The 19,701-nt window shown below is 47.1% G+C and carries 26 protein-coding genes; all 26 read left to right on the forward strand.

Annotated elements, in window-relative coordinates; all coding sequences use genetic code 11:
* The first annotated feature begins 31 nt into the window (after nucleotides 1–31).
* Nucleotides 32–4,381 (forward strand): DNA-directed RNA polymerase subunit beta', encoded by a 4,350-nt coding sequence (gene rpoC / locus FHG12_RS11685; protein ID WP_139515895.1) that lies wholly within the window; start codon nucleotides 32–34, stop codon nucleotides 4,379–4,381.
* Between the two features lie 117 nt (nucleotides 4,382–4,498).
* Nucleotides 4,499–4,831 (forward strand): DUF3467 domain-containing protein, encoded by a 333-nt coding sequence (locus tag FHG12_RS11690; RefSeq protein ID WP_139515896.1) that lies wholly within the window; start codon nucleotides 4,499–4,501, stop codon nucleotides 4,829–4,831.
* 71 nt (nucleotides 4,832–4,902) lie between these two features.
* Entirely contained in the window at nucleotides 4,903–5,655 is a 753-nt protein-coding gene (locus FHG12_RS11695) for a class I SAM-dependent methyltransferase (protein WP_139515897.1), read from the forward strand.
* A 206-nt stretch (nucleotides 5,656–5,861) separates the two neighbouring features.
* On the forward strand, nucleotides 5,862–6,290 hold the full coding sequence (rpsL, locus tag FHG12_RS11700; RefSeq protein ID WP_139515898.1) for a 30S ribosomal protein S12: 429 nt from the start codon (nucleotides 5,862–5,864) through the stop codon (nucleotides 6,288–6,290).
* Between the two features lie 107 nt (nucleotides 6,291–6,397).
* Nucleotides 6,398–6,865 (forward strand): 30S ribosomal protein S7, encoded by a 468-nt coding sequence (rpsG, locus tag FHG12_RS11705; protein WP_139515899.1) that lies wholly within the window; start codon nucleotides 6,398–6,400, stop codon nucleotides 6,863–6,865.
* Between the two features lie 151 nt (nucleotides 6,866–7,016).
* Nucleotides 7,017–9,116 (forward strand): elongation factor G, encoded by a 2,100-nt coding sequence (fusA, locus tag FHG12_RS11710; RefSeq protein WP_317129666.1) that lies wholly within the window; start codon nucleotides 7,017–7,019, stop codon nucleotides 9,114–9,116.
* A gap of 21 nt (nucleotides 9,117–9,137) precedes the next feature.
* Entirely contained in the window at nucleotides 9,138–9,443 is a 306-nt protein-coding gene (rpsJ, locus tag FHG12_RS11715) for a 30S ribosomal protein S10 (RefSeq protein ID WP_044515480.1), read from the forward strand.
* 156 nt (nucleotides 9,444–9,599) lie between these two features.
* Nucleotides 9,600–10,874 carry an O-antigen ligase family protein gene (locus tag FHG12_RS11720; protein ID WP_139515901.1) on the forward strand — a complete coding sequence of 425 codons (1,275 nt, stop codon included), beginning with the start codon at nucleotides 9,600–9,602 and terminating at the stop codon, nucleotides 10,872–10,874.
* 269 nt (nucleotides 10,875–11,143) lie between these two features.
* Entirely contained in the window at nucleotides 11,144–11,764 is a 621-nt protein-coding gene (gene rplC / locus FHG12_RS11725) for a 50S ribosomal protein L3 (protein ID WP_139515902.1), read from the forward strand.
* A gap of 6 nt (nucleotides 11,765–11,770) precedes the next feature.
* Nucleotides 11,771–12,409 carry a 50S ribosomal protein L4 gene (rplD, locus tag FHG12_RS11730; RefSeq protein WP_139515903.1) on the forward strand — a complete coding sequence of 213 codons (639 nt, stop codon included), beginning with the start codon at nucleotides 11,771–11,773 and terminating at the stop codon, nucleotides 12,407–12,409.
* Nucleotides 12,409–12,696, forward strand: coding sequence for a 50S ribosomal protein L23 (gene rplW, locus FHG12_RS11735; RefSeq protein ID WP_139515904.1), 288 nt, complete (start codon nucleotides 12,409–12,411; stop codon nucleotides 12,694–12,696). Before rplD ends, rplW begins: the two co-directional genes overlap by 1 nt.
* 43 nt (nucleotides 12,697–12,739) lie before the next feature.
* Complete coding sequence (gene rplB, locus FHG12_RS11740; RefSeq protein ID WP_139515905.1) at nucleotides 12,740–13,567, forward strand: 50S ribosomal protein L2; 828 nt, start codon at nucleotides 12,740–12,742, stop codon at nucleotides 13,565–13,567.
* Nucleotides 13,568–13,570: 3 nt separating this feature from the next.
* Nucleotides 13,571–13,849, forward strand: a complete 279-nt coding sequence (rpsS, locus tag FHG12_RS11745; RefSeq protein ID WP_139515906.1) for a 30S ribosomal protein S19 — start codon at nucleotides 13,571–13,573, stop codon at nucleotides 13,847–13,849.
* Between the two features lies 1 nt (nucleotide 13,850).
* Nucleotides 13,851–14,327 (forward strand): 50S ribosomal protein L22, encoded by a 477-nt coding sequence (gene rplV, locus FHG12_RS11750; protein ID WP_139515907.1) that lies wholly within the window; start codon nucleotides 13,851–13,853, stop codon nucleotides 14,325–14,327.
* A gap of 5 nt (nucleotides 14,328–14,332) precedes the next feature.
* The gene (rpsC, locus tag FHG12_RS11755; RefSeq protein ID WP_139515908.1) at nucleotides 14,333–15,187 is read left to right on the forward strand and encodes a 30S ribosomal protein S3; all 855 of its coding nucleotides are present in this window, start codon (nucleotides 14,333–14,335) and stop codon (nucleotides 15,185–15,187) included.
* Between the two features lie 34 nt (nucleotides 15,188–15,221).
* Nucleotides 15,222–15,647: a 50S ribosomal protein L16 gene (gene rplP, locus FHG12_RS11760; protein WP_139515909.1), complete on the forward strand. Its 426-nt coding sequence runs from the start codon at nucleotides 15,222–15,224 to the stop codon at nucleotides 15,645–15,647.
* Nucleotide 15,648: 1 nt separating this feature from the next.
* Nucleotides 15,649–15,861 carry a 50S ribosomal protein L29 gene (rpmC, locus tag FHG12_RS11765; protein WP_139515910.1) on the forward strand — a complete coding sequence of 71 codons (213 nt, stop codon included), beginning with the start codon at nucleotides 15,649–15,651 and terminating at the stop codon, nucleotides 15,859–15,861.
* 3 nt (nucleotides 15,862–15,864) lie between these two features.
* Nucleotides 15,865–16,155: a 30S ribosomal protein S17 gene (gene rpsQ, locus FHG12_RS11770; protein ID WP_139515911.1), complete on the forward strand. Its 291-nt coding sequence runs from the start codon at nucleotides 15,865–15,867 to the stop codon at nucleotides 16,153–16,155.
* Between the two features lies 1 nt (nucleotide 16,156).
* Nucleotides 16,157–16,525 (forward strand): 50S ribosomal protein L14, encoded by a 369-nt coding sequence (gene rplN / locus FHG12_RS11775; RefSeq protein ID WP_139515912.1) that lies wholly within the window; start codon nucleotides 16,157–16,159, stop codon nucleotides 16,523–16,525.
* A 3-nt stretch (nucleotides 16,526–16,528) separates the two neighbouring features.
* Complete coding sequence (gene rplX, locus FHG12_RS11780; protein WP_139515913.1) at nucleotides 16,529–16,795, forward strand: 50S ribosomal protein L24; 267 nt, start codon at nucleotides 16,529–16,531, stop codon at nucleotides 16,793–16,795.
* 15 nt (nucleotides 16,796–16,810) lie between these two features.
* Nucleotides 16,811–17,371 carry a 50S ribosomal protein L5 gene (rplE, locus tag FHG12_RS11785; RefSeq protein ID WP_139515914.1) on the forward strand — a complete coding sequence of 187 codons (561 nt, stop codon included), beginning with the start codon at nucleotides 16,811–16,813 and terminating at the stop codon, nucleotides 17,369–17,371.
* On the forward strand, nucleotides 17,364–17,633 hold the full coding sequence (rpsN, locus tag FHG12_RS11790) for a 30S ribosomal protein S14 (protein WP_139515915.1): 270 nt from the start codon (nucleotides 17,364–17,366) through the stop codon (nucleotides 17,631–17,633). The genes rplE and rpsN overlap by 8 nt, the downstream gene beginning before the upstream one ends.
* A 190-nt stretch (nucleotides 17,634–17,823) precedes the next feature.
* The gene (gene rpsH, locus FHG12_RS11795; RefSeq protein WP_139515916.1) at nucleotides 17,824–18,222 is read left to right on the forward strand and encodes a 30S ribosomal protein S8; all 399 of its coding nucleotides are present in this window, start codon (nucleotides 17,824–17,826) and stop codon (nucleotides 18,220–18,222) included.
* An 18-nt stretch (nucleotides 18,223–18,240) separates the two neighbouring features.
* The gene (gene rplF / locus FHG12_RS11800) at nucleotides 18,241–18,795 is read left to right on the forward strand and encodes a 50S ribosomal protein L6 (protein WP_139515917.1); all 555 of its coding nucleotides are present in this window, start codon (nucleotides 18,241–18,243) and stop codon (nucleotides 18,793–18,795) included.
* 9 nt (nucleotides 18,796–18,804) lie between these two features.
* Nucleotides 18,805–19,155 carry a 50S ribosomal protein L18 gene (rplR, locus tag FHG12_RS11805; protein WP_139515918.1) on the forward strand — a complete coding sequence of 117 codons (351 nt, stop codon included), beginning with the start codon at nucleotides 18,805–18,807 and terminating at the stop codon, nucleotides 19,153–19,155.
* A gap of 4 nt (nucleotides 19,156–19,159) precedes the next feature.
* A complete protein-coding gene (gene rpsE / locus FHG12_RS11810) occupies nucleotides 19,160–19,696 on the forward strand; it encodes a 30S ribosomal protein S5 (protein ID WP_139515919.1) in 537 nt (178 codons plus the stop codon).
* Nucleotides 19,697–19,701: the final 5 nt, after the last annotated feature.

The following is a 19,701-nucleotide window of genomic DNA, read 5'->3' on the forward strand; positions in this document are numbered from 1 at the left end:
AGCCATCAGCTAACAGCTTAAACCCACACAAATGGCGTTTGCAAAAAACAAGAAACTGGTGCAAGACTTCTCGAAAGTCACCATTTCGCTAGCCTCGCCCGAATCCATCTTGGAGCGGTCGAACGGTGAAGTCGTGAAACCCGAGACGATCAACTACCGGACGTACAAACCCGAAATGGGTGGCCTGTTCTGCGAGCGGATTTTCGGTCCTGTAAAGGACTGGGAATGCCACTGCGGTAAGTACAAGCGCATCCGTTATAAAGGGATCATCTGCGACCGTTGCGGCGTGGAGGTGACCGAGAAGAAAGTACGTCGTGAGCGGATGGGCCACATCGAACTGGTGGTGCCTGTTGCTCACATTTGGTATTTCAAGTCGCTGCCCAACAAAATCGGCTATCTGCTGGGCCTGCCCACCAAGAAGCTCGACCAGATCATTTACTACGAGCGCTACGTGGTAGTGCAACCGGGCGTGCTGGCCGAAGAGGGCGTACAGCAACTTGACTTCCTTACGGAAGATGAGTACCTCGACATCATCGACAAACTCCCCCGGGAGAATCAGATGTTGCCGAACGAAGATCCTAATAAGTTCATCGCTCGCATGGGTGCTGATGCTCTGCAACTTCTGTTGGAGCGCATCAACCTCGACGAGCTTTCTTACAGCCTCCGGGACTCGGCTGCGCATGAAACTTCGCAACAGCGTAAAGCTGAGGCACTTAAGCGTTTGCGCGTAGTTGAAGCGTTCCGTGATGCTGCAACTCGCATTGAGAACAAGCCTGAGTGGATGGTAATTCGCATGGTACCGGTAATTCCACCGGAACTGCGTCCGCTTGTGCCGTTGGATGGTGGTCGTTTTGCTACATCCGACTTGAACGACCTGTACCGCCGCGTTATCATCCGTAACAACCGCCTTAAGCGCCTGATCGAAATCAAAGCGCCCGAAGTGATTCTGCGGAACGAGAAACGCATGTTGCAGGAAGCCGTTGACTCGCTCTTTGACAACTCGCGTAAGGTGAACGCCGTGCGCGCCGAAGGTAACCGTGCCCTGAAGTCGCTGTCCGATATGCTGAAAGGCAAGCAGGGCCGCTTCCGTCAAAACCTACTCGGTAAGCGTGTCGACTACTCCGGCCGTTCGGTTATCGTCGTGGGTCCTGAGCTGAAACTGCACGAGTGTGGTCTGCCCAAGAACATGGCGGCCGAGCTGTTCAAACCGTTCATCATCCGTAAGCTCATCGAGCGCGGTATCGTGAAGACGGTAAAATCAGCGAAGAAAATCGTTGACCGTAAGGACGCCGTAGTATGGGACATCTTGGAGAACGTTCTGAAGGGCCACCCCGTCCTGCTGAACCGTGCTCCTACGTTGCACCGTCTGGGTATCCAAGCTTTCCAGCCTCGCCTCATTGAGGGTAAAGCTATTCAGCTGCACCCACTCGTTTGTACGGCCTTTAACGCTGACTTTGACGGTGACCAGATGGCTGTGCACGTTCCGCTTGGGCCGGCCGCTATTTTGGAAGCTTCGATGCTTATGCTCGCGTCGCACAACATCCTGAACCCAGCCAACGGCGCACCCATCGCGGTACCGTCGCAGGACATGGTTTTGGGTTTGTATTATGTAACCAAAGGCAAACGCAGTACACCCGAGGAGAAGATCGACGGTGAAGACATGACTTTCTACTCTTCGGAGGAAGTAGTTATTGCCATCAACGAAGGTCGCCTCTCGAAGCACGCTTACATTAAGGTTCGGACGAAGGTTCGCGACGAGAATGACAACTTGGTGACGAAAATCATCGAGACTGTTGCAGGTCGTGTGCTCTTCAACGAGTTTGTGCCAGAAGAAGTAGGTTTCGTAGATGAGTTGCTGACGAAGAAGAAGCTTCAGCAAATTATTTCGTTGGTGTTCAAGCGGACCGGTATGGCTCGCACAGCACAGTTCCTCGACGACATCAAGACACTGGGTTTCCAGTCGGCTTACAAAGGTGGTCTGTCGATGGGCTTGGGTGATATCCAAATTCCAAAGGAAAAGGATGAGCTCGTGCTGCAAGCGCAAAACGACGTGAAGGCGGTAACTCAGAACTATCAGATGGGTCTGATTACCGACAACGAGCGTTACAACCAAGTAATTGACATCTGGACGCGTATCAACAACCAGATCACTGAAACCCTTATGGGCCGCCTCGAAAAGGAGAACCAGGGCTTCAACTCGATCTACATGATGATGCACTCCGGTGCCCGCGGTTCGCGTGAGCAGATTCGTCAGCTCGGCGGTATGCGTGGTCTGATGGCCAAGCCTCAGAAATCGTTGCAAGGTTCAGTAGGTGAGATCATCGAGAACCCGATTCTGTCTAACTTCAAAGAAGGTCTGGACGTAATCGAGTACTTTATCTCAACTCACGGTGCTCGTAAAGGTCTGGCTGATACCGCGTTGAAAACGGCTGATGCTGGTTACTTAACTCGTCGTTTGGTAGACGTGTCGCAAGACGTGATCGTAAACGAAGTAGACTGCGGAACACTCCGTGGCCTCGAGGTTTCGGCGCTGAAAGACAACGAAGACGTAGTAGAATCACTGGCTGAACGTATTCTTGGTCGCGTAGCTGTTCACGACATCGTGGATCCGCACACCGACGAAATCATTCTGGCAGCAGGTGAGGAAATCACGGAGGAGTACACCCGCATGATCGACAATACAGCCATTGAGACGGTAGAAATCCGTTCGGTGCTGACTTGCGAATCCAAGCGTGGTATCTGCGCCAAATGCTACGGGCGTAACCTTTCAACTGGCCGTATGGTGCAGAAAGGTGAAGCTGTTGGTGTTATCGCGGCTCAGTCCATTGGTGAACCTGGTACCCAGTTGACGTTGCGTACTTTCCACGTAGGTGGTACGGCTTCTAACATTGCGGTTGAGGCCAGCATCCGGGCTAAATTCGCTGGTACTGTTGAGTTCGAAGACATCCGTACGGTTGATTCGACCAACGCTGAAGGCGAAAAGGTGAAGGTTGTAATGGGACGTTCGGGCGAAGTTCGGCTTATAGAACCTACCACGGGTAAAGTCTTCATCTCCAACCACGTACCTTACGGTTCCTTCTTGCTCGTTGACGAAGGTCAGCAAGTTGAGAAGGGCCAAGAACTTTGCAACTGGGATCCGTATAATGCTGTCATCCTCTCAGAGTTTGATGGTACGGTTCAGTATGATGCTATCACTGAGGGTGTTACCTATCGTGAAGAATCGGATGAACAAACGGGTCACCGTGAAAAGGTAATCATCGAGTCTCGCGATAAGGCGCAAAACCCCTCTATCATCGTGAAAGCGACGAAAAAGGGCGATGCCGAGCCGCAGAAAGGTTACAGCATCCCGGTAGGTTCGCACATCAACGTGGAGAACGGCGAGAAAATCAAAGCCGGTCACATCTTGGCTAAGATTCCGCGTGCCGTGGGCAAAACCCGCGACATTACTGGTGGTCTGCCCCGTGTTACCGAACTCTTCGAAGCTCGTAACCCGTCGAACCCCGCTGTTGTGTCAGAGATCGATGGCGTAGTAACCTATGGTACTGTGAAGCGTGGTAACCGTGAAATCTTCGTCGAGTCGAAAGACGGCGTGAAGAAGAAATACATGGTGCCGCTGTCGAAGCACATCCTGGTGCAGGACAACGACTTCATCCGAGCTGGTATGCCGCTTTCAGACGGTGCTATCACGCCATCTGACATCCTGAGCATTCAGGGACCCGGCGCGGTGCAGGAGTACCTTGTAAACGAGATCCAAGAAGTATACCGCTTGCAAGGTGTCAAGATTAACGACAAGCACATCGAGGTGGTAGTTCGTCAGATGATGCAGAAAGTTGTGATTCTGGACGCTGGTGACACAACCTTCCTTGAGCATCAAGTGATCGATAAGATCATCTTCATGGAAGAGAATGACACTATCATCGACATGAAGGTGGTGACCGAAGCCGGTGATTCTCCGAACCTGAAGCCCGGTCAGATTGTGAGTGCCCGTCGTTTGCGCGATGAGAACTCTAGCCTGAAGCGCCGTGACCTCAAGCTCGTGGAAGTACGTGACGCTCAGCCTGCTGTGTCTCGTCCTACCTTGCAAGGTATTACGCAAGCCTCGTTGGGCACCCAATCGTTCATCTCGGCCGCTTCCTTCCAGGAAACTACCAAGGTGTTGTCGGAAGCTGCCATCCGTGGCAAGGCTGACGAACTGTTGGGCCTGAAAGAGAACGTAATCGTGGGGCACCTCATTCCAGCAGGTACTGGTCTGCGCGAGTATACTCGCCAAATCGTAGGGTCGAAGGACGAACTCGAAACTCTGCAAGCCTCGAAAGCCGAAGCTCCTGAGCCGAAGCGTTCGTCGCGGGTAGGCAGACGCGAAACTTCCGTTCAGGAATAAGCACTGCTGATACTATAAGAGAAAAAGCCGATTGGAGGAATCCGATCGGCTTTTTCTTTTGGGTAGCTTTAGTTCTTCGGTTTTCGTACCTACATATCAAAACTTGTTTTTAATCCTATGTCTCAACAACCCGACCCCCCGGTTCCACAGGACCCCAACGCCATCAATATCGAGCTCTCAGAAGAAGTCGCTGAAGGCGAATACGCCAATTTGGCGATGATTGCGCACAGCAGCAGCGAGTTTGTGATTGATTTTATACGTCTGATGCCAGGCCTTCCGAAGGCTAAGGTGAAAGCACGCATTGTGGTAACGCCCGAACATGCCAAGCGGCTATTAGCAGCCCTTTCGGATAACATTGAGCGGTTTGAACAGACTTTTGGACCAATCAAACAGCAGCCCGATATGCCAAGCTACCCCATGAACTTCGGTGGAACTATGGGTGAGGCATAAACTATTGACAATCAGTCAATTATAAACGAAGCTTCTGTTCCACACAGAAGCTTCTTGTTTTAGATTTGGTTATGGGCTTCCAATCACTTGATCGCTTTTCGGGGCATGCTGATTTGTATGTACAATACAGGATTGAGTACCCCTCAGAGCTATACGCCTATATATATTCACGATTACAAAGTAACATTTCAGCTTGGGATTGCGGGACAGGTAATGGCCAAGTTGCTACTGCCTTGGCAAAGCATTTCGCTCATGTAGAAGCAACCGATATAAGTGAGGCGCAACTGCAAAGGGCAATCCAACTTGATAATATCAAGTATAGCATTAGCTCAGCTGAGCAAACCCAGTTTTCGAGCAACTCTTTTGATCTTATCACGGTTGCACAGGCCTTACATTGGTTTGATGCGGCTGCTTTTCATCAGGAAGTATATCGTGTTGCCAAGCCTCAGGCAATTATTGCAGAGTGGGGGTACAGCTTGCTGAAGGTGAATCAAAGCATCGATCCTATTGTTAAGCACTTCTATGCCGAAACAATCGGGGCTTACTGGGATAGTAATCGCAAGCATATTGATGACCGATTCGCTAAAATTCCTTTCCCGTTCGCTGAGGTAGAACACCGCGAATTCCAAATCGAACTAGAATGGGATGCGGAAAGATTCCTGAATTATCTGCGCACGTGGTCCAGTGTTCAGCAGTACCAGCAGCAAAACAATAGCGACGCACTTCTTCTCATATCTGATCAGGTAAGAAGAGCTTGGGGAGAACAAAAGCAAGTCGTTGAGTTTCCTGTATTTATACGAACAGGTAGGGTAATCAAGCACTGACTTGGCAGGGTAACATAAGTTAAGAAGACATATATCCCTACTATTAGCCGCTAAATGCATGATTCTGAGAATTTAACCACTTCTCTTGCCAACTCTGCTCTCCTAAAATTATCTATTTCAACACGTTTGCTATTGTAAACCAGAGTCTATACCTTTGCAAGCCTAATTTTTTGGGAGAAGACCCTCCTCGACAAACCATTCCGTAGATGCCTACCATCAACCAGTTAGTACGCAAAGGAAGAGAGAAGCTTACGACTAAGTCGAAGTCGCCCGCTCTCGACTCTTGCCCGCAGCGCCGTGGCGTTTGCACCCGTGTATATACCACTACGCCTAAAAAGCCGAACTCGGCAATGCGTAAAGTCGCTCGTGTGCGTCTCACCAACGGCAAAGAAGTCAACGCCTATATTCCAGGTGAAGGCCACAACCTGCAGGAGCACTCAATCGTGCTGATTCGCGGTGGCCGGGTTAAAGACTTGCCAGGCGTGCGTTATCACATCATCCGTGGCGCTCTCGACACGGCAGGTGTTAACGGACGTTTGCAGCGTCGCTCGAAATACGGTGCAAAGCGCCCGAAGCCAGGTCAACCAGCTGCTACCGGCAAAGGTGGCAAGCCAGCACCAGGCAAGAAGAAATAATTTTTTAGGGGCTTGGGGTCTTGAGGACTTAGGGAAGTGGGTTTTGTAACAGGAGCCTGCATGACTAAGTCCCCAAGACCCTGAGACCCCAAGTCCCTAACAGCAATATGAGAAAGTCAAAACCAAAGAAGCGCATTCTCCTGCCCGATCCTAAGTACAAGGAGACGCTAGTAACCCGTTTCGTCAACTACATGATGTACGACGGGAAAAAGAATCTTGCTTACACTATTTTCTACGATGCCTGCGAAATCGTAGAGCAGCGTACTAAGGAGAATGGCCTGGAAATGTGGCGCAAGGCCCTGAACAATGTAATGCCTACTGTAGAAGTTAAGAGCCGCCGAGTAGGTGGTGCTACCTTCCAAGTGCCTACTGAAGTTCGTCCTGATCGCCGCATTTCGGTTGGTGCCAAGTGGATGATTCAATACGCTCGTCGTCGTGGTGAAAAGACCATGAAGGACAAGTTGGCAGGTGAGATTATTGCTGCTGCTAAAGGTGAAGGTGCTGCTGTTAAGAAAAAAGACGATACGCACCGGATGGCCGAAGCAAACAAAGCTTTCTCGCACTTCCGCTTCTAATCTAGACATACAGAGATTTTAGGAGTTGAGGACTTAGTGAATCGGAATCCTTTTTTCCGTGTTCTAAGTCCTCAAGTCATAAAGTCCCTAAGTCATAAACAAAGCAATGGCCGTTAACAAAGACCTGCATTTCCTCCGAAACATCGGGATTATGGCGCACATCGACGCCGGCAAAACCACGACTTCGGAGCGCATTCTTTACTATACCGGAAAAACCCACAAGATCGGGGAGGTGCACGAAGGTGCCGCCACGATGGACTGGATGGAACAAGAGCAGGAGCGTGGTATTACTATTACTTCTGCTGCTACCACCACGTTTTGGAATTATCCAACTGATGCCAATGGCGATCCTACGCCGGAGACTAAGCAGTATAAAATTAACCTAATCGATACTCCTGGCCACGTTGACTTCACCGTAGAAGTTGAACGTTCGTTGCGAGTATTAGACGGTGCGGTAGCTCTTTTCTGTGCTGTATCGGGTGTAGAGCCCCAGTCAGAAACGGTTTGGCGCCAAGCCGATAAGTATAAGGTTCCTCGCATTTGCTTCGTCAATAAGATGGACCGCGCAGGAGCTGACTTCTTCAAAGCTGTAGCTGAGATTAAGGATAAGTTGGGTGCTAACCCTGTCCCACTGCAAATTCCGATTGGCGCTGAAGATACCTTCAAAGGTGTTGTCGACTTGCTGACAGGCAAAGCAATTGTATGGGATGATGCTACCCAGGGTAAGTCATATCACGAAATTCCAGTTCCTGAGGATCTGGTGGAGACTGTTGCCGAATGGCGTCAAAAGTTGGTAGAAAGCGTTGCTGAATACGACGATCTTCTACTGGAAAAGTTCTTTGATGATCCAGAAAGCATTACCCGCGAGGAAATGATGGTGGTAATCCGCAAAGCGGTTATCGACATGAAGTTTTCTCCTGTGATGTGTGGCTCGGCTTTCAAAAATAAAGGTGTACAGTCGATGCTAGATGGCGTAATGGCCTATTTGCCATCGCCGCTTGACATGCCTCCTATCATCGGTACTAATCCCGAGAATGGCGAGGAAATGGAGCGCCATCCCGATAATGATGAGCCTTTTACCGCGCTTGCATTTAAAATTGCAACTGACCCATTCGTAGGACGTCTGTGCTTTTTCCGTTGCTACAGCGGCGTGCTAGAGTCTGGCTCTTACGTATTGAACAACCGTACTGGCAAGAAAGAGCGTATCTCGCGGCTTATGCAGATGCACTCCAATAAGCAAAACCCAATTGATAAAATTCAAGCGGGTGATATTGCAGCTGGGGTTGGTTTCAAAGACATCAAAACGGGCGATACTCTTACCGATGAAAAGTCGCCTATCGTACTTGAATCGATGTCGTTCCCGGAACCGGTAATTGGTTACGCTATTGAGCCAAAAACGCAAGCTGACGTAGATAAGATGGGTATGGCAATTGCCAAGCTCATTGAAGAAGACCCTACTTTGAAGGTAAACACTGACCCTGAAACTGGTCAGACTGTTCTGCGTGGTATGGGTGAGCTTCACTTGGAAATCATTATCGATCGTATGCGTCGTGAGTTCAAGGTGGAAATCAACCAAGGTGCACCGCAGGTTGCTTACAAAGAGATACTTACGAAGAAAGTAGAACACCGCGAAACTTACAAGAAGCAAACCGGTGGTCGTGGTAAGTTTGGTGACATTGTCTTTGAACTCGGCCCTAAAGAAACAGAGCCTGAGAAGCCAGGTTTAGAATTTGACAATGCTATCGTAGGTGGTGTTATCCCACGCGAATTTATTGCTCCGATTCAGAAAGGTTTCGAAGAGGCAATGAAAAACGGCCCATTGGCTGGTTTCCCTATTGAAGGCATGAAGGTGCGGCTGTTCCACGGTTCGTATCATGATGTTGACTCAGACGCACTGTCTTTCGAACTTGCTGCCCGTGGTGGTTTCCGTGAAGCAGCTCGTCAAGCTGGTCCTAAACTCCTTGAGCCTATCATGGCAGTTGAGGTTGTTTGCCCTGACGAATACACTGGTCCTGTTACCGGTGACCTTAACCGTCGTCGCGGCTTGATGAAAGGTATGGATACCAAAGCTGGTGCTCAAGTTATCAAAGCTGATGTTCCTCTATCGGAATTGTTTGGTTATGTAACTGATCTACGCACTATCTCTTCCGGTCGTGCTTCGGCTTCTCTTACTTTCTCACATTATGAGCAGGTACCTCAGAACTTGGCCGATGGTATTGTTGCTAAACAAAAAGGGAATGCCGTTCGCTAATCCGCTTTAAGACTAAGAATCATGAACCAGAAAATTCGCATTAAGCTCAAGTCTTACGATCATAATCTTGTGGACAAGTCCTCCGAGAAGATTGTAAAAGCGGTAAAGGCTACGGGTGCCATTGTAAGTGGTCCTATTCCACTGCCGACTAACAAAGAAAAATTCACAGTACTGCGTTCGCCACACGTGAACAAAAAGTCTCGTGAGCAATTTCAGCTTTGCACCTATAAGCGCTTAGTTGATATATATTCTACTTCTTCTAAGACAGTGGATGCCTTGATGAAGCTAGAATTGCCAAGCGGCGTTGATGTAGAAATCAAAGTCTGAGGCTTTCCTATTTGTTAATAACAAAACACCCCACAGGTTTTATAAATCCTGTGGGGTGTTTTGTTATTGCACTAACTACGTTAAAGTAAGTTAGAACCTTTGGTATAATCTGTTTGAAGACACTAATATTTGCTTAGTGCTAAAATTGCCTTCTGCATGAATTCTATTTTAAATAAGAGGTACTTGAAGCCGCATTTCCCTCTTGTAGCAACGAGTTTCTGCTCATTAATTATTGCAGGACTTTTCACAAGTAGTTTCTTTAGGATATTACCTAGTATTGGAATAATAGGGTTATTAGTAACCGCTTTGATATATTTTTTACTCTATAGAGAAACTCGAAATAAGGAATATAAGGTATATATCCCTATTACAGTAATATTCTTTCTTCATCTGTCAGCTGGATTAAATACTGATGAAGCAAATCGACTTGAATACTGGCGCGATGTGCTTTTGCAATCTCCTTTTTTATTGCTTCCAGTATCTTTTGCAATACTGCCTGAATTTCCCGCTAAATATTTGAGGTGGCTTTGGATTTTTTTTTGTGTTTTGGTATTAGCTTCAGCGATAGTCAGTACGAGTAACTATTTACAACATGTAGAGCAAATAAATGAACAGTACCTAAGGTCAAAAATTATGCCTACAGAGCCTGATCACATCCGCTTTAGCTTGATGGTAACTTTGGCTAGTGCTTTCGGAGTATTGTGGATATATAATGATAAACTACCTAAAGCGAAGAAAGTCAGCATAATAGCCGGTACAATATTTTTGATATTTTTTCAACATCTATTAGCTGTTAGGAGCGGATTAATTACAATGTATGCTGTCGCGGCACTAGCATGGTTATGGTTGCTTGTGAAGTCAAATAGTTATAAGCGAATTATTTTGCTGACTTTTGTAATGATAATAATACCCCTTATTAGTTATTTGATTTTTCCGACATTTCGTAACAAATTTACAAATACCCGTGAGGACGTTAGTAAAGTAAATAAGATCGAATCCGCTAACAATTACTCTTTAGTAGGTAGGGTATATTCTTATAAAGTTGCTTACTTAATTATTAAAGAACACCCATGGTTTGGGATCGGCAAGGCTGATATGGATAGTGAGTTGGCAGAGTACTATAAAAAAAACTTTCCAGCAATTAGGCATAAATCATATATTAAGCCGCATAATCAGTTTTTATATAATCTCGTTGCATATGGTATAGTTGGATTAGTTGTATTTTTAGTATTCTTCTTTATGCCATGTGTGCAATTATGGTCTAAGCTCAGCCCAATATTAGTAGTGCATTATACTATTCTAACCCTTTCTTTTTTGGTAGAATATACCCTAGAAACACAGATAGGGCTTACCTTCTCTATCCTATTTATTATGCTTGCTATCGAAGGCAACAGGTCGGAAGAGGAAACCCATACATGGAAACCAGCTTGACTGTGAGGCACAACCGCAATTGAGAAGGGCTTTTTACATAAAGAAGCATACCTATTCTACAAGCAAGCGCTATGGCAAGCGATGTTCATTTGTATAGCTTGAAGTGTTTGAAACAGAGATAGCAGCTATTCAATAGGCGATATGTTTAGAATAGAAAAATATTTCCAGATCACATTAGACTTTTAACCCTCTTTTACCTAGCTTTGCACTCCCATTCTGAAAACGCCACTTGGGCGTTTTCTTTGCGTCTTTAATAAATTTCAATCAGAATGCCTGGCATCATCGGTAAAAAAATCGGTATGACAAGCCTCTTCACTCCGGACGGGAAGAACATTCCTTGCACGCTCATAGAAGCGGGTCCGTGCGTAGTGACGCAGGTTAAAACGCTTGAGAATGACGGCTACACAGCTGTACAACTCGGCTACGGCGAAAAAAAAGCAAAGAACACCACCAAGGCTTTGGCTGGACACTTTGCTAAAGCCGGTACAACTCCCAAGCGAAAACTTGTAGAGTTTCGTTTGGATGCTGAATCTACGTATGCAGCTGGTGCTCAAATCGATGCTAGCTTATTTGAGGAAGGTGAATTTGTTGACGTTGTCGGCACTTCGAAAGGCAAAGGCTTTCAGGGTGTTGTAAAGCGCTACAATTTTGCTGGGGTTGGCGGCCAGACCCACGGTCAGCACAACCGTCTTCGCCACCCAGGTTCTATTGGTGCTTGCTCTTGGCCTTCACGCGTATTCAAAGGAATGCGTATGGCTGGTCGTATGGGTGGTGACCGTGTGAAAGTGCAAAACCTGAAAGTTTTGCGCGTAGTAGCTGATAAGAATCTTATCGTAGTAAGCGGCTCTGTTCCTGGTGCCAAAAATTCTTACGTGGTCCTGGAAAAATAACGCGTGATGGAACTGTCAGTATATAACATCAAGGGTGAAGACACAGGCCGTAAGGTTACTTTGTCAGATGCCGTATTCGGTCTCGAACCTAACGAGCACGTAATGTACCTCGACGTAAAGCAGTATTTGGCTAATCAGCGCCAAGGTACGCACAAGTCGAAGCAGCGTAACGAGGTTAGCGGTACAACCAAAAAGCTTAAAAAGCAAAAAGGAACTGGCGGCGCTCGGGCAGGCAGCATGAAGTCACCAGTCTTCATTGGTGGCGGTCGCGTGTTCGGTCCTGAGCCGCGTGATTACGGTTTTAAGCTGAATAAAAAGACCAAGCGTCTTGCTCGTCTTTCTGCTTTGTCTGTGTTAGCACAGGAAGGAAAACTTGCTTTGGTAGAGAATATTACTTTCTCTGCGCCTAAGACCAAGGAATTTCTTTCGATTCTCTCCGGTTTAAAGCTGAACAACGGTAAAAAGACCTTGCTAGTGACGGCTACAGCTGATAAGAACGTGATCCTATCGGCTCGCAACATTCAGAAAGTGAAAGTTGCTACGCCCATTGCCTTGAATACGCACGATCTGCTCAACACAGACACTTTATTGTTGTCAGAGGATGGGTTGAAGTCGTTAGAACAACTCTATACTACTGCTGAGTAATGAGCACGCTGAAAAAACCAATCGTGACCGAAAAGGCCACGGCTCTGAACGAAAAGGGGCAGTATGCTTTTGAAGTAGAGCGCACTGCCAACAAGGTTCAGATTAAAAAGGAGATTGAGCAAATTTATGGTGTGACTGTAACGGGCATTAGCACGATTCGCACCAATGGTAAACTCAAATCCAAGTTCACGAAAGGTGGCTCCGTAACAGGTCGTCGCCCTCATGGCAAAAAGGCTATCGTAACTGTAAAAGAAGGCGACGTAATCGACTTCTATAACGGTATCTAATTGATACAGAAGCCTTTCTGAAAAGCGAATTTAAGCTATATCAATGGCACTCAAAAAACTAAGACCAACATCACCGGGTCAGCGCTTCCGTATCGCTCCTGCCTTCGACGAAATTACGACGTCGACGCCAGAGAAGTCGCTGTTGGCACCCATGGAAAAATCCGGTGGCCGCAACAACGCGGGGAAAATGTCCAACCGCTACATAGGTGGTGGCCACAAGCAAAAGTATCGTATCATCGATTTTAAACGGGATAAAGCTGGTGTTCCAGCTACTGTTAAGACGATTGAGTACGATCCTAACCGTACTGCTCGCATTGCTCTCTTGAGTTATGCTGATGGTGAGAAGCGATATATCATCGCGCCTGCAGGTTTGGCTGTTGGATCTACTGTAGTATCAGGTGCAGCAGCAGCTCCTGAAGTAGGGAACGCTCTTCCGTTACGTGAAATGCCTCTAGGTACCATAGTGCACAACATCGAGTTGATGCCTGGTGCCGGTGCTGCAATGGCGCGGTCGGCTGGTACTTATGCTCAGCTGGTAGCACGTGAAGATAAATACGCAACGTTAAAGTTACCTTCTGGTGAAATGCGCATGGTACTAGTTACCTGCATGGCTACAGTAGGGACTGTGTCAAACGGTGATCATATGAATGTACGTCTCGGCAAAGCTGGACGTAACCGTTGGTTGGGTCGTCGTCCACGTGTACGTGGTGTTGCAATGAACCCAGTTGACCACCCCATGGGTGGTGGTGAAGGTAAATCGTCTGGTGGTCACCCGCGCAGCCGCAATGGTATCTTCGCTAAAGGTCAGAAGACACGCAACAAAAACAAGTATTCCGAGCAGCTCATCGTTAACCGTAAAGGCAAGAAGTAACCAATGGCACGTTCGCTAAAAAAAGGGCCGTACATTGACTTCCGGCTCGAGAAGAAAGTTCAAGTGATGGAAGACTCTGGCAAGAAGTCGGTGGTGAAGACATGGTCTCGCCGTTCGATGATTTCACCAGACTTCGTAGGTCACACATTCGCTGTACACAACGGCAATAAGTTCATCCCGGTTTATGTAACGGAGAATATGGTTGGTCACAAGCTCGGTGAGTTTGCCCCAACTCGTAACTTCCGTGGTCACGTAGCCAAGAAAGATAAAGGCAAGCGCTAAGATGGAAGCTACTGCTAAACTCCGCAATGTGCCTACCTCGCCTCGTAAGATGCGTATGGTAGCCAACTTGGTTCGCGGCCAGAAAGTAACTCGTGCTTTAGGCTTGCTAAAATTCGAAGCTAACTCAGGTGCCGAACGCATCGAAAAACTTCTTCTTTCAGCTCTTGCCAACTGGCAGCAAAAGAATGAAGAAGAGCGAATCGAAGATGCAAATCTCTATATAAAAGAGATTTTCGTTGATGAAGGCAGACAATTAAAGCGGTTGCGCCCAGCTCCCCAAGGACGCGGCCACCGCATCCGCAAGCGTAGCAATCATGTGACGCTGGTTATTGATTCGAAAGTAGAACCGATGGGCAGCAAAGCTGCTGCTAAACAAGCTGCTGAGAAAAATCCAGTTGAAGCACAAGCAGGCGCTGCACGCACTCGCCGTAGCTCTTCGAAGAAAACCACTGAAAACAAGGCAGAAGCCTCCGTATAAGCACTATGGGACAGAAAGTAAATCCGGTTGGCTTCCGCTTGGGTGTCATTAAAGGATGGGACTCGAACTGGTACGGTGGCAAGGACTTTGCCGACAAGCTGGTAGAAGACGAAAAAATCCGTAAGTATATTATGGCGCGTATCCCGAAAGGTGGTATTAGCCGCATAGTTATTGAGCGTACTCTAAAGCGCATCACTATTACTATCAATACAGCTCGTCCGGGTGTAGTAATAGGCAAAGGTGGTGCTGAGGTCGATAAGATCAAAGACGAACTTAAGCAGATTACAAGCAAAGACGTTCAGATCAATATCTTCGAAATCAAGCGTCCAGAACTTGATGCTAAACTAGTAGGCGAAAGTATCGCTCAGCAACTGCAAGCTCGTATTTCATTCCGTAGGGCGATGAAACAAGCTATTCAAGGCGCTATTCGCGTTGGAGCAGAAGGCATCAAAGTACAAGTATCGGGACGTCTTGGCGGTGCTGAGATTGCTCGTACTGAGCAATACAAGGAGGGCCGTACGCCTCTGCACACACTGCGTGCTGATATAGATTATGCTTTATCAGAGGCACAGACTGTGTATGGTAAAATTGGCATAAAGGTATGGGTGATGCGTGGCGAAATATTCGGCAAGCCTGATCTTTCGCCAAACCAGCAGCCCGCTAACCAAGGTAACGACAACCGTAGTAATGATCGTGGCCCACGTGGTGAGCGCGGTGACCGCGGCGGTGATCGTGGTCCTCGTCGCGATCGTAATGATCGTGGCGGTGAAAATCGTGGTGGCGATAACCGTGGTGGTCAGGCTGGAGGCCAACGTCGCGGTGGTGGCGCTGGTGGACAGAACCGTGGGCCACGTCGCTAATCCTTTTCTTCTCGAATCTTTTTTTCGATAACTCATGTTACAACCGAAAAGAACCAAGTATCGGAAGATGCAAAAGGGTCGCGTAACGGGTCTTGCTCATCGCGGCAGCACCATCGACTTTGGTTCATTCGCCATCAAGTCGCTGGAGCAAGCTTGGATCACAGCTCGCCAGATTGAAGCAGCCCGTATCGCTATGACCCGCGCAATGAAGCGCGAAGGTCAAGTATGGATTCGCATTTTCCCTGATAAACCGATCACAAAGAAGCCAGCCGAAGTTCGTATGGGTAAAGGTAAAGGCTCCCCTGAGTATTGGGTAGCTGTTGTAAAACCTGGGACCATTATGTTCGAATCAGACGGTGTGCCTTTGGAAGTGGCGCAAGAATCTTTGCGTCTTGCTGCGCAAAAGCTGCCAGTGAGAACTCAATTTGTTGTTCGTCGCGACTACGTAGAAAGCAAGTAAGATGAAGAACACTGATATCCGCGCCCTTTCGCTAGAAGAGCTGAAGGAGCAAATCAAAGCCGAACAAACCAATGGTCAAACCCTGCGTTTTGCGCATGCTATTTCTCCCTTGGAAAACCCGGTTCGCCTGAAGCATAGCCGCAAGAACATCGCTCGTCTGAAGACTGAGTTGACCCGTCGCGAAAACGAGCAGGCAACCCAAACTGCTAAATAAACGATGGCAACCAACGCAGAACAGCAGGTAACTAACGCTTCCGAGCGTAACCTGCGCAAAGAAATCATTGGGCGCGTAACCAGTTCCAAAATGGACAAGTCCATTACGGTGATGGTGGAAAGCAAAATGAAACACCCGATCTACGGTAAATTTGTGACCAAGAGCACTAAGTTCATGGCTCATGATGAGAACAACGAATGCGGCGAAGGGGACACAGTACGAATTATGTCGACTCGTCCTTTAAGCAAGAGCAAGCGTTGGAGACTAGTAGAGATTATAGAACGCGCTAAATAAGATGATACAGCAAGAATCCCGTCTTACCGTCGCTGATAATAGCGGCGCTAAAGAAGTACTTTGCATTCGTGTCCTAGGGGGTACAGGTAAAAAGTACGCCAGCGTAGGCGATAAGATCGTCGTAGCTATCAAGTCGGCTCTGCCTTCAGGTAACGCTAAAAAAGGCGCTGTATCAAAAGCAGTAGTAGTTCGTACGAAGAAAGAAATCCGTCGTAAAGATGGCTCTTATATTCGCTTCGATGATAACGCTGCTGTATTGCTCAATAACAATGATGAGCCACGTGGCACTCGGATCTTTGGGCCAGTTGCCCGTGAATTGCGTGAAAAGCAATTCATGAAGATTGTTTCGCTGGCTCCTGAAGTTCTCTAAGTGATGGCAACAAAAACTAAAGAACAAAAGCCCGCAAAACTGCATGTTAAGACTGGCGATACCGTAAAGGTTATTGCTGGTGATGAGCGTGGCAAAACCGGCGTGATCAAGTCGGTGAACCGCTCAACACAGCGCGTGATCATAGAAGGTTTGAATCTGGTTACTAAGCACAATAAACCTAGTGCTAAAAACCCACAAGGTGGTATTACCAAGATTGAAGCTCCTATTCATGTGAGTAATGTGCAGCCAATTGATCCGAAAAACGCCTAAACTGGCTCTACGACAATGGCTCGACTGAAAGAGAAATATAATAAGGAAGTGGTACCAGCTCTGCAGGAGAAATTCCAATTTAAGAGCATCATGCAGGTTCCACGTATCACAAAAATCTGTATTAACCGAGGAATTGGTGCTGCAGTAGCTGATAAAAAGCTTGTTGATAACGGAGTTGATGAACTGTCGACTATAACGGGTCAAAAAGCTGTTGCTACTATTGCTAAACGCTCGGTATCTAACTTCAAACTTCGTGAAGGGATGCCAATCGGTGCAAAGGTTACTTTGCGCGGTGAGCGTATGTACGAATTCATGGATCGTTTGCTTACCGTGGCTTTGCCACGTGTGCGCGACTTCAAAGGTATTAACGATAAAGGCTTTGATGGTCGTGGTAACTATACATTAGGTATTAAGGAGCAAATTATCTTTCCAGAAATTTCGATAGATAAAATCAAGTCGATTTCTGGTATGGATATTACCTTCGTGACTACCGCCGAAAATGATGAGCAAAGCTATGAGCTTCTCAAAGCATTCGGTATGCCGTTCACCAACGCCAAGAAACAGAATAATGGCTAAGGAATCCGTTAAAGCGCGAGAGAGAAAGCGTATTGCCACAGTTGCTCGTTATGCTGAGAAGCGTAAAGCTTTAAAAGCTGCTGGCGATTATGAAGGACTTGATAAATTGCCTCGTAACGCCTCACCTGTACGTATCCACAACCGTGACAAGATCAATGGTCGCCCTCGTGGTTACATGCGAAAGTTTGGCATCAGCCGTGTTACGTTCCGTGAAATGGCGTTAGCAGGTAAGATACCAGGTGTGACTAAGTCAAGCTGGTAGATGATTATTAAGTTACTTGTGTATCTTATACACAAGTAACAAGACTTGGCAGGTTGCCGAGAGAAACCATTAGCCGAGCCCTAAAAGTCGAGCTAAGTAGTCTTAACCGAAAATTTCGTCGCCTCTTTCTGTGGTGACGAAATTTTCTTATCTTTGCGGCTCCCTAAAAAGGTCGCTCTTTCTTGATCAAATGAATACAGACCCAATTGCCGATTACCTTACCCGGGTACGTAATGCCATAAAGGCTAATCATCGGGTAGTAGAGATCCCGGCGAGTAACATCAAAAAGGAGATTACGAAAGTTCTCTATAACAAAGGATACATCCAGAGTTACCGTTTTGATGATTCTTCAGTTCAGGGTACAATCAAAATTGCCTTGAAGTATAACCCTGCTACAAAGCAACCTGCTATTACAAAGTTGGAGAGGATTAGTACTCCTGGTTTACGTAAATATGCTCACGTTGAGAATATGCCTCGTGTCCTAAGTGGACTAGGTATTGCAATCTTGTCAACTTCTAAGGGAGTAATGACAGAGAAAGAGGCGAAAGCTGAAAATGTGGGTGGCGAGGTATTGTGCTACGTTTACTAATCGAGGAGGAACTAAACTATGTCACGTATTGGTAAACTGCCGATTAGCTTGCCGACCAATGTTCAGGTCGAGATCAGCAAGGAAAATGAAATCATAGTAAAGGGCCCTAAAGGTACCTTATCTACTCCAGTGGACCGTGATATCATTGTGTCTGCAAATGATGGTCAATTGGTGGTAGAACGCCCAACTGAACAAAAGCGTCATAAAGCCATGCACGGTTTGTACCGTTCATTGATCAATAATATGGTCAATGGTGTAAGCAACGGCTTTACTGAGCAATTGGAACTTGTTGGCGTAGGCTACAAAGCCTCTATGGCTGGCACTACACTTGAGTTGTCACTTGGATATTCTCATAATATTTTCTTGGCCCTTCCTAAGGAGGTAACTGCTACTGCCGTTACTGAGAAAGGTAAGAATCCGATAGTCACTTTGACGAGTATTGACAAGCAATTGTTAGGTCAAGTAGCTGCCAAGATTCGCTCACTACGTAAAGTTGAGCCTTATAAAGGCAAAGGTGTACGCTTTGTGGGTGAGCAAATTCGTCGCAAAGCTGGTAAAACGGCTTCGAAATAATTTTGCATCATGGCTTTCGATAAAGCAACAAGAAGAAAACGGATCCAGCGCATTATCCGCACAAAGGTGGCTGGCACGTCCGAGCGCCCACGTCTATCAGTATTTCGTAGTAATACGGGCATTTATGCTCAAATTATAGATGATACTGTTGGGCATACATTGGTAGCTGCTTCCTCAAAGCACGTTTCGGTGGATGGGGGCAACGGAGTAGCCCTCGCTGCCGCTGTAGGCAAAGAACTTGCCTCCCGTGCTCAGGAAAAAGGCATTACGAAAGTGGTATTTGACCGTTCCGGTTATCTCTACCATGGTCGTGTTAAATCATTGGCAGAAGGAGCCCGCGAAGGCGGACTCAATTTCTAAAAGTATGTCGCAAGATAACCGAGGTAATAACCGGGATAAACAAGTAGTGCGCGCCACAGACACAGACCTAAAAGAAAAGGTTGTGGCGATCAACCGTGTAGCCAAAGTGGTAAAAGGTGGTCGTCGCTTTAGCTTTTCTGCAATCGTTGTGGTTGGCGATGGTAATGGCACTGTGGGATTCGGTCTTGGCAAAGCCAACGAAGTTACTGATGCTATTGCTAAAGGAATAGATGATGCAAAAAAGAACCTTGTAAAGGTTCCTTTATATAAGCATACTGTTCCACATGCTATGGAGGGTAAGTATTCAGGCGGTTTTGTTTTAGTACAACCTGCAGCGGCTGGTACTGGCGTAATTGCCGGTGGAGCTATGCGGGCTGTTTTTGAAAGTGCTGGTATTAAAGATGTCCTTGCGAAATCGAAGGGATCTTCAAACCCTCACAATGTTGTCAAGGCAACTTTCGATGCTTTAAGCAAAATGCGAGATCCGATGACTATTGCTCAGCAACGTGGGATTAGTCTTCAGCGTGTTTTCAACGGCTAAGTAGA

The organism is Hymenobacter jejuensis (assembly GCF_006337165.1).
GTDB classification, from domain to species: domain Bacteria; phylum Bacteroidota; class Bacteroidia; order Cytophagales; family Hymenobacteraceae; genus Hymenobacter; species Hymenobacter jejuensis.

Coding starts and splice junctions, on each gene's coding strand:
- rplC (WP_139515902.1), top strand. CDS start 11,144: ATGCCTGGCATCATCGGTAAAAAAATCGGTATGACAAGCCTCTTCACT.
- rplV (WP_139515907.1), top strand. CDS start 13,851: ATGGAAGCTACTGCTAAACTCCGCAATGTGCCTACCTCGCCTCGTAAG.
- rpsH (WP_139515916.1), top strand. CDS start 17,824: ATGAATACAGACCCAATTGCCGATTACCTTACCCGGGTACGTAATGCC.
- rpsJ (WP_044515480.1), top strand. CDS start 9,138: ATGAACCAGAAAATTCGCATTAAGCTCAAGTCTTACGATCATAATCTT.
- rpsE (WP_139515919.1), top strand. CDS start 19,160: ATGTCGCAAGATAACCGAGGTAATAACCGGGATAAACAAGTAGTGCGC.
- rpsG (WP_139515899.1), top strand. CDS start 6,398: ATGAGAAAGTCAAAACCAAAGAAGCGCATTCTCCTGCCCGATCCTAAG.
- rplD (WP_139515903.1), top strand. CDS start 11,771: ATGGAACTGTCAGTATATAACATCAAGGGTGAAGACACAGGCCGTAAG.
- rpsQ (WP_139515911.1), top strand. CDS start 15,865: ATGGCAACCAACGCAGAACAGCAGGTAACTAACGCTTCCGAGCGTAAC.
- FHG12_RS11690 (WP_139515896.1), top strand. CDS start 4,499: ATGTCTCAACAACCCGACCCCCCGGTTCCACAGGACCCCAACGCCATC.
- rpsN (WP_139515915.1), top strand. CDS start 17,364: ATGGCTAAGGAATCCGTTAAAGCGCGAGAGAGAAAGCGTATTGCCACA.
- rplE (WP_139515914.1), top strand. CDS start 16,811: ATGGCTCGACTGAAAGAGAAATATAATAAGGAAGTGGTACCAGCTCTG.
- rplR (WP_139515918.1), top strand. CDS start 18,805: ATGGCTTTCGATAAAGCAACAAGAAGAAAACGGATCCAGCGCATTATC.
- rpsC (WP_139515908.1), top strand. CDS start 14,333: ATGGGACAGAAAGTAAATCCGGTTGGCTTCCGCTTGGGTGTCATTAAA.
- rplW (WP_139515904.1), top strand. CDS start 12,409: ATGAGCACGCTGAAAAAACCAATCGTGACCGAAAAGGCCACGGCTCTG.
- rplP (WP_139515909.1), top strand. CDS start 15,222: ATGTTACAACCGAAAAGAACCAAGTATCGGAAGATGCAAAAGGGTCGC.
- FHG12_RS11695 (WP_139515897.1), top strand. CDS start 4,903: ATGGGCTTCCAATCACTTGATCGCTTTTCGGGGCATGCTGATTTGTAT.
- rpsL (WP_139515898.1), top strand. CDS start 5,862: ATGCCTACCATCAACCAGTTAGTACGCAAAGGAAGAGAGAAGCTTACG.
- rpoC (WP_139515895.1), top strand. CDS start 32: ATGGCGTTTGCAAAAAACAAGAAACTGGTGCAAGACTTCTCGAAAGTC.
- rplX (WP_139515913.1), top strand. CDS start 16,529: ATGGCAACAAAAACTAAAGAACAAAAGCCCGCAAAACTGCATGTTAAG.
- rpmC (WP_139515910.1), top strand. CDS start 15,649: ATGAAGAACACTGATATCCGCGCCCTTTCGCTAGAAGAGCTGAAGGAG.
- rplB (WP_139515905.1), top strand. CDS start 12,740: ATGGCACTCAAAAAACTAAGACCAACATCACCGGGTCAGCGCTTCCGT.
- rpsS (WP_139515906.1), top strand. CDS start 13,571: ATGGCACGTTCGCTAAAAAAAGGGCCGTACATTGACTTCCGGCTCGAG.
- FHG12_RS11720 (WP_139515901.1), top strand. CDS start 9,600: ATGAATTCTATTTTAAATAAGAGGTACTTGAAGCCGCATTTCCCTCTT.
- rplF (WP_139515917.1), top strand. CDS start 18,241: ATGTCACGTATTGGTAAACTGCCGATTAGCTTGCCGACCAATGTTCAG.
- fusA (WP_317129666.1), top strand. CDS start 7,017: ATGGCGCACATCGACGCCGGCAAAACCACGACTTCGGAGCGCATTCTT.
- rplN (WP_139515912.1), top strand. CDS start 16,157: ATGATACAGCAAGAATCCCGTCTTACCGTCGCTGATAATAGCGGCGCT.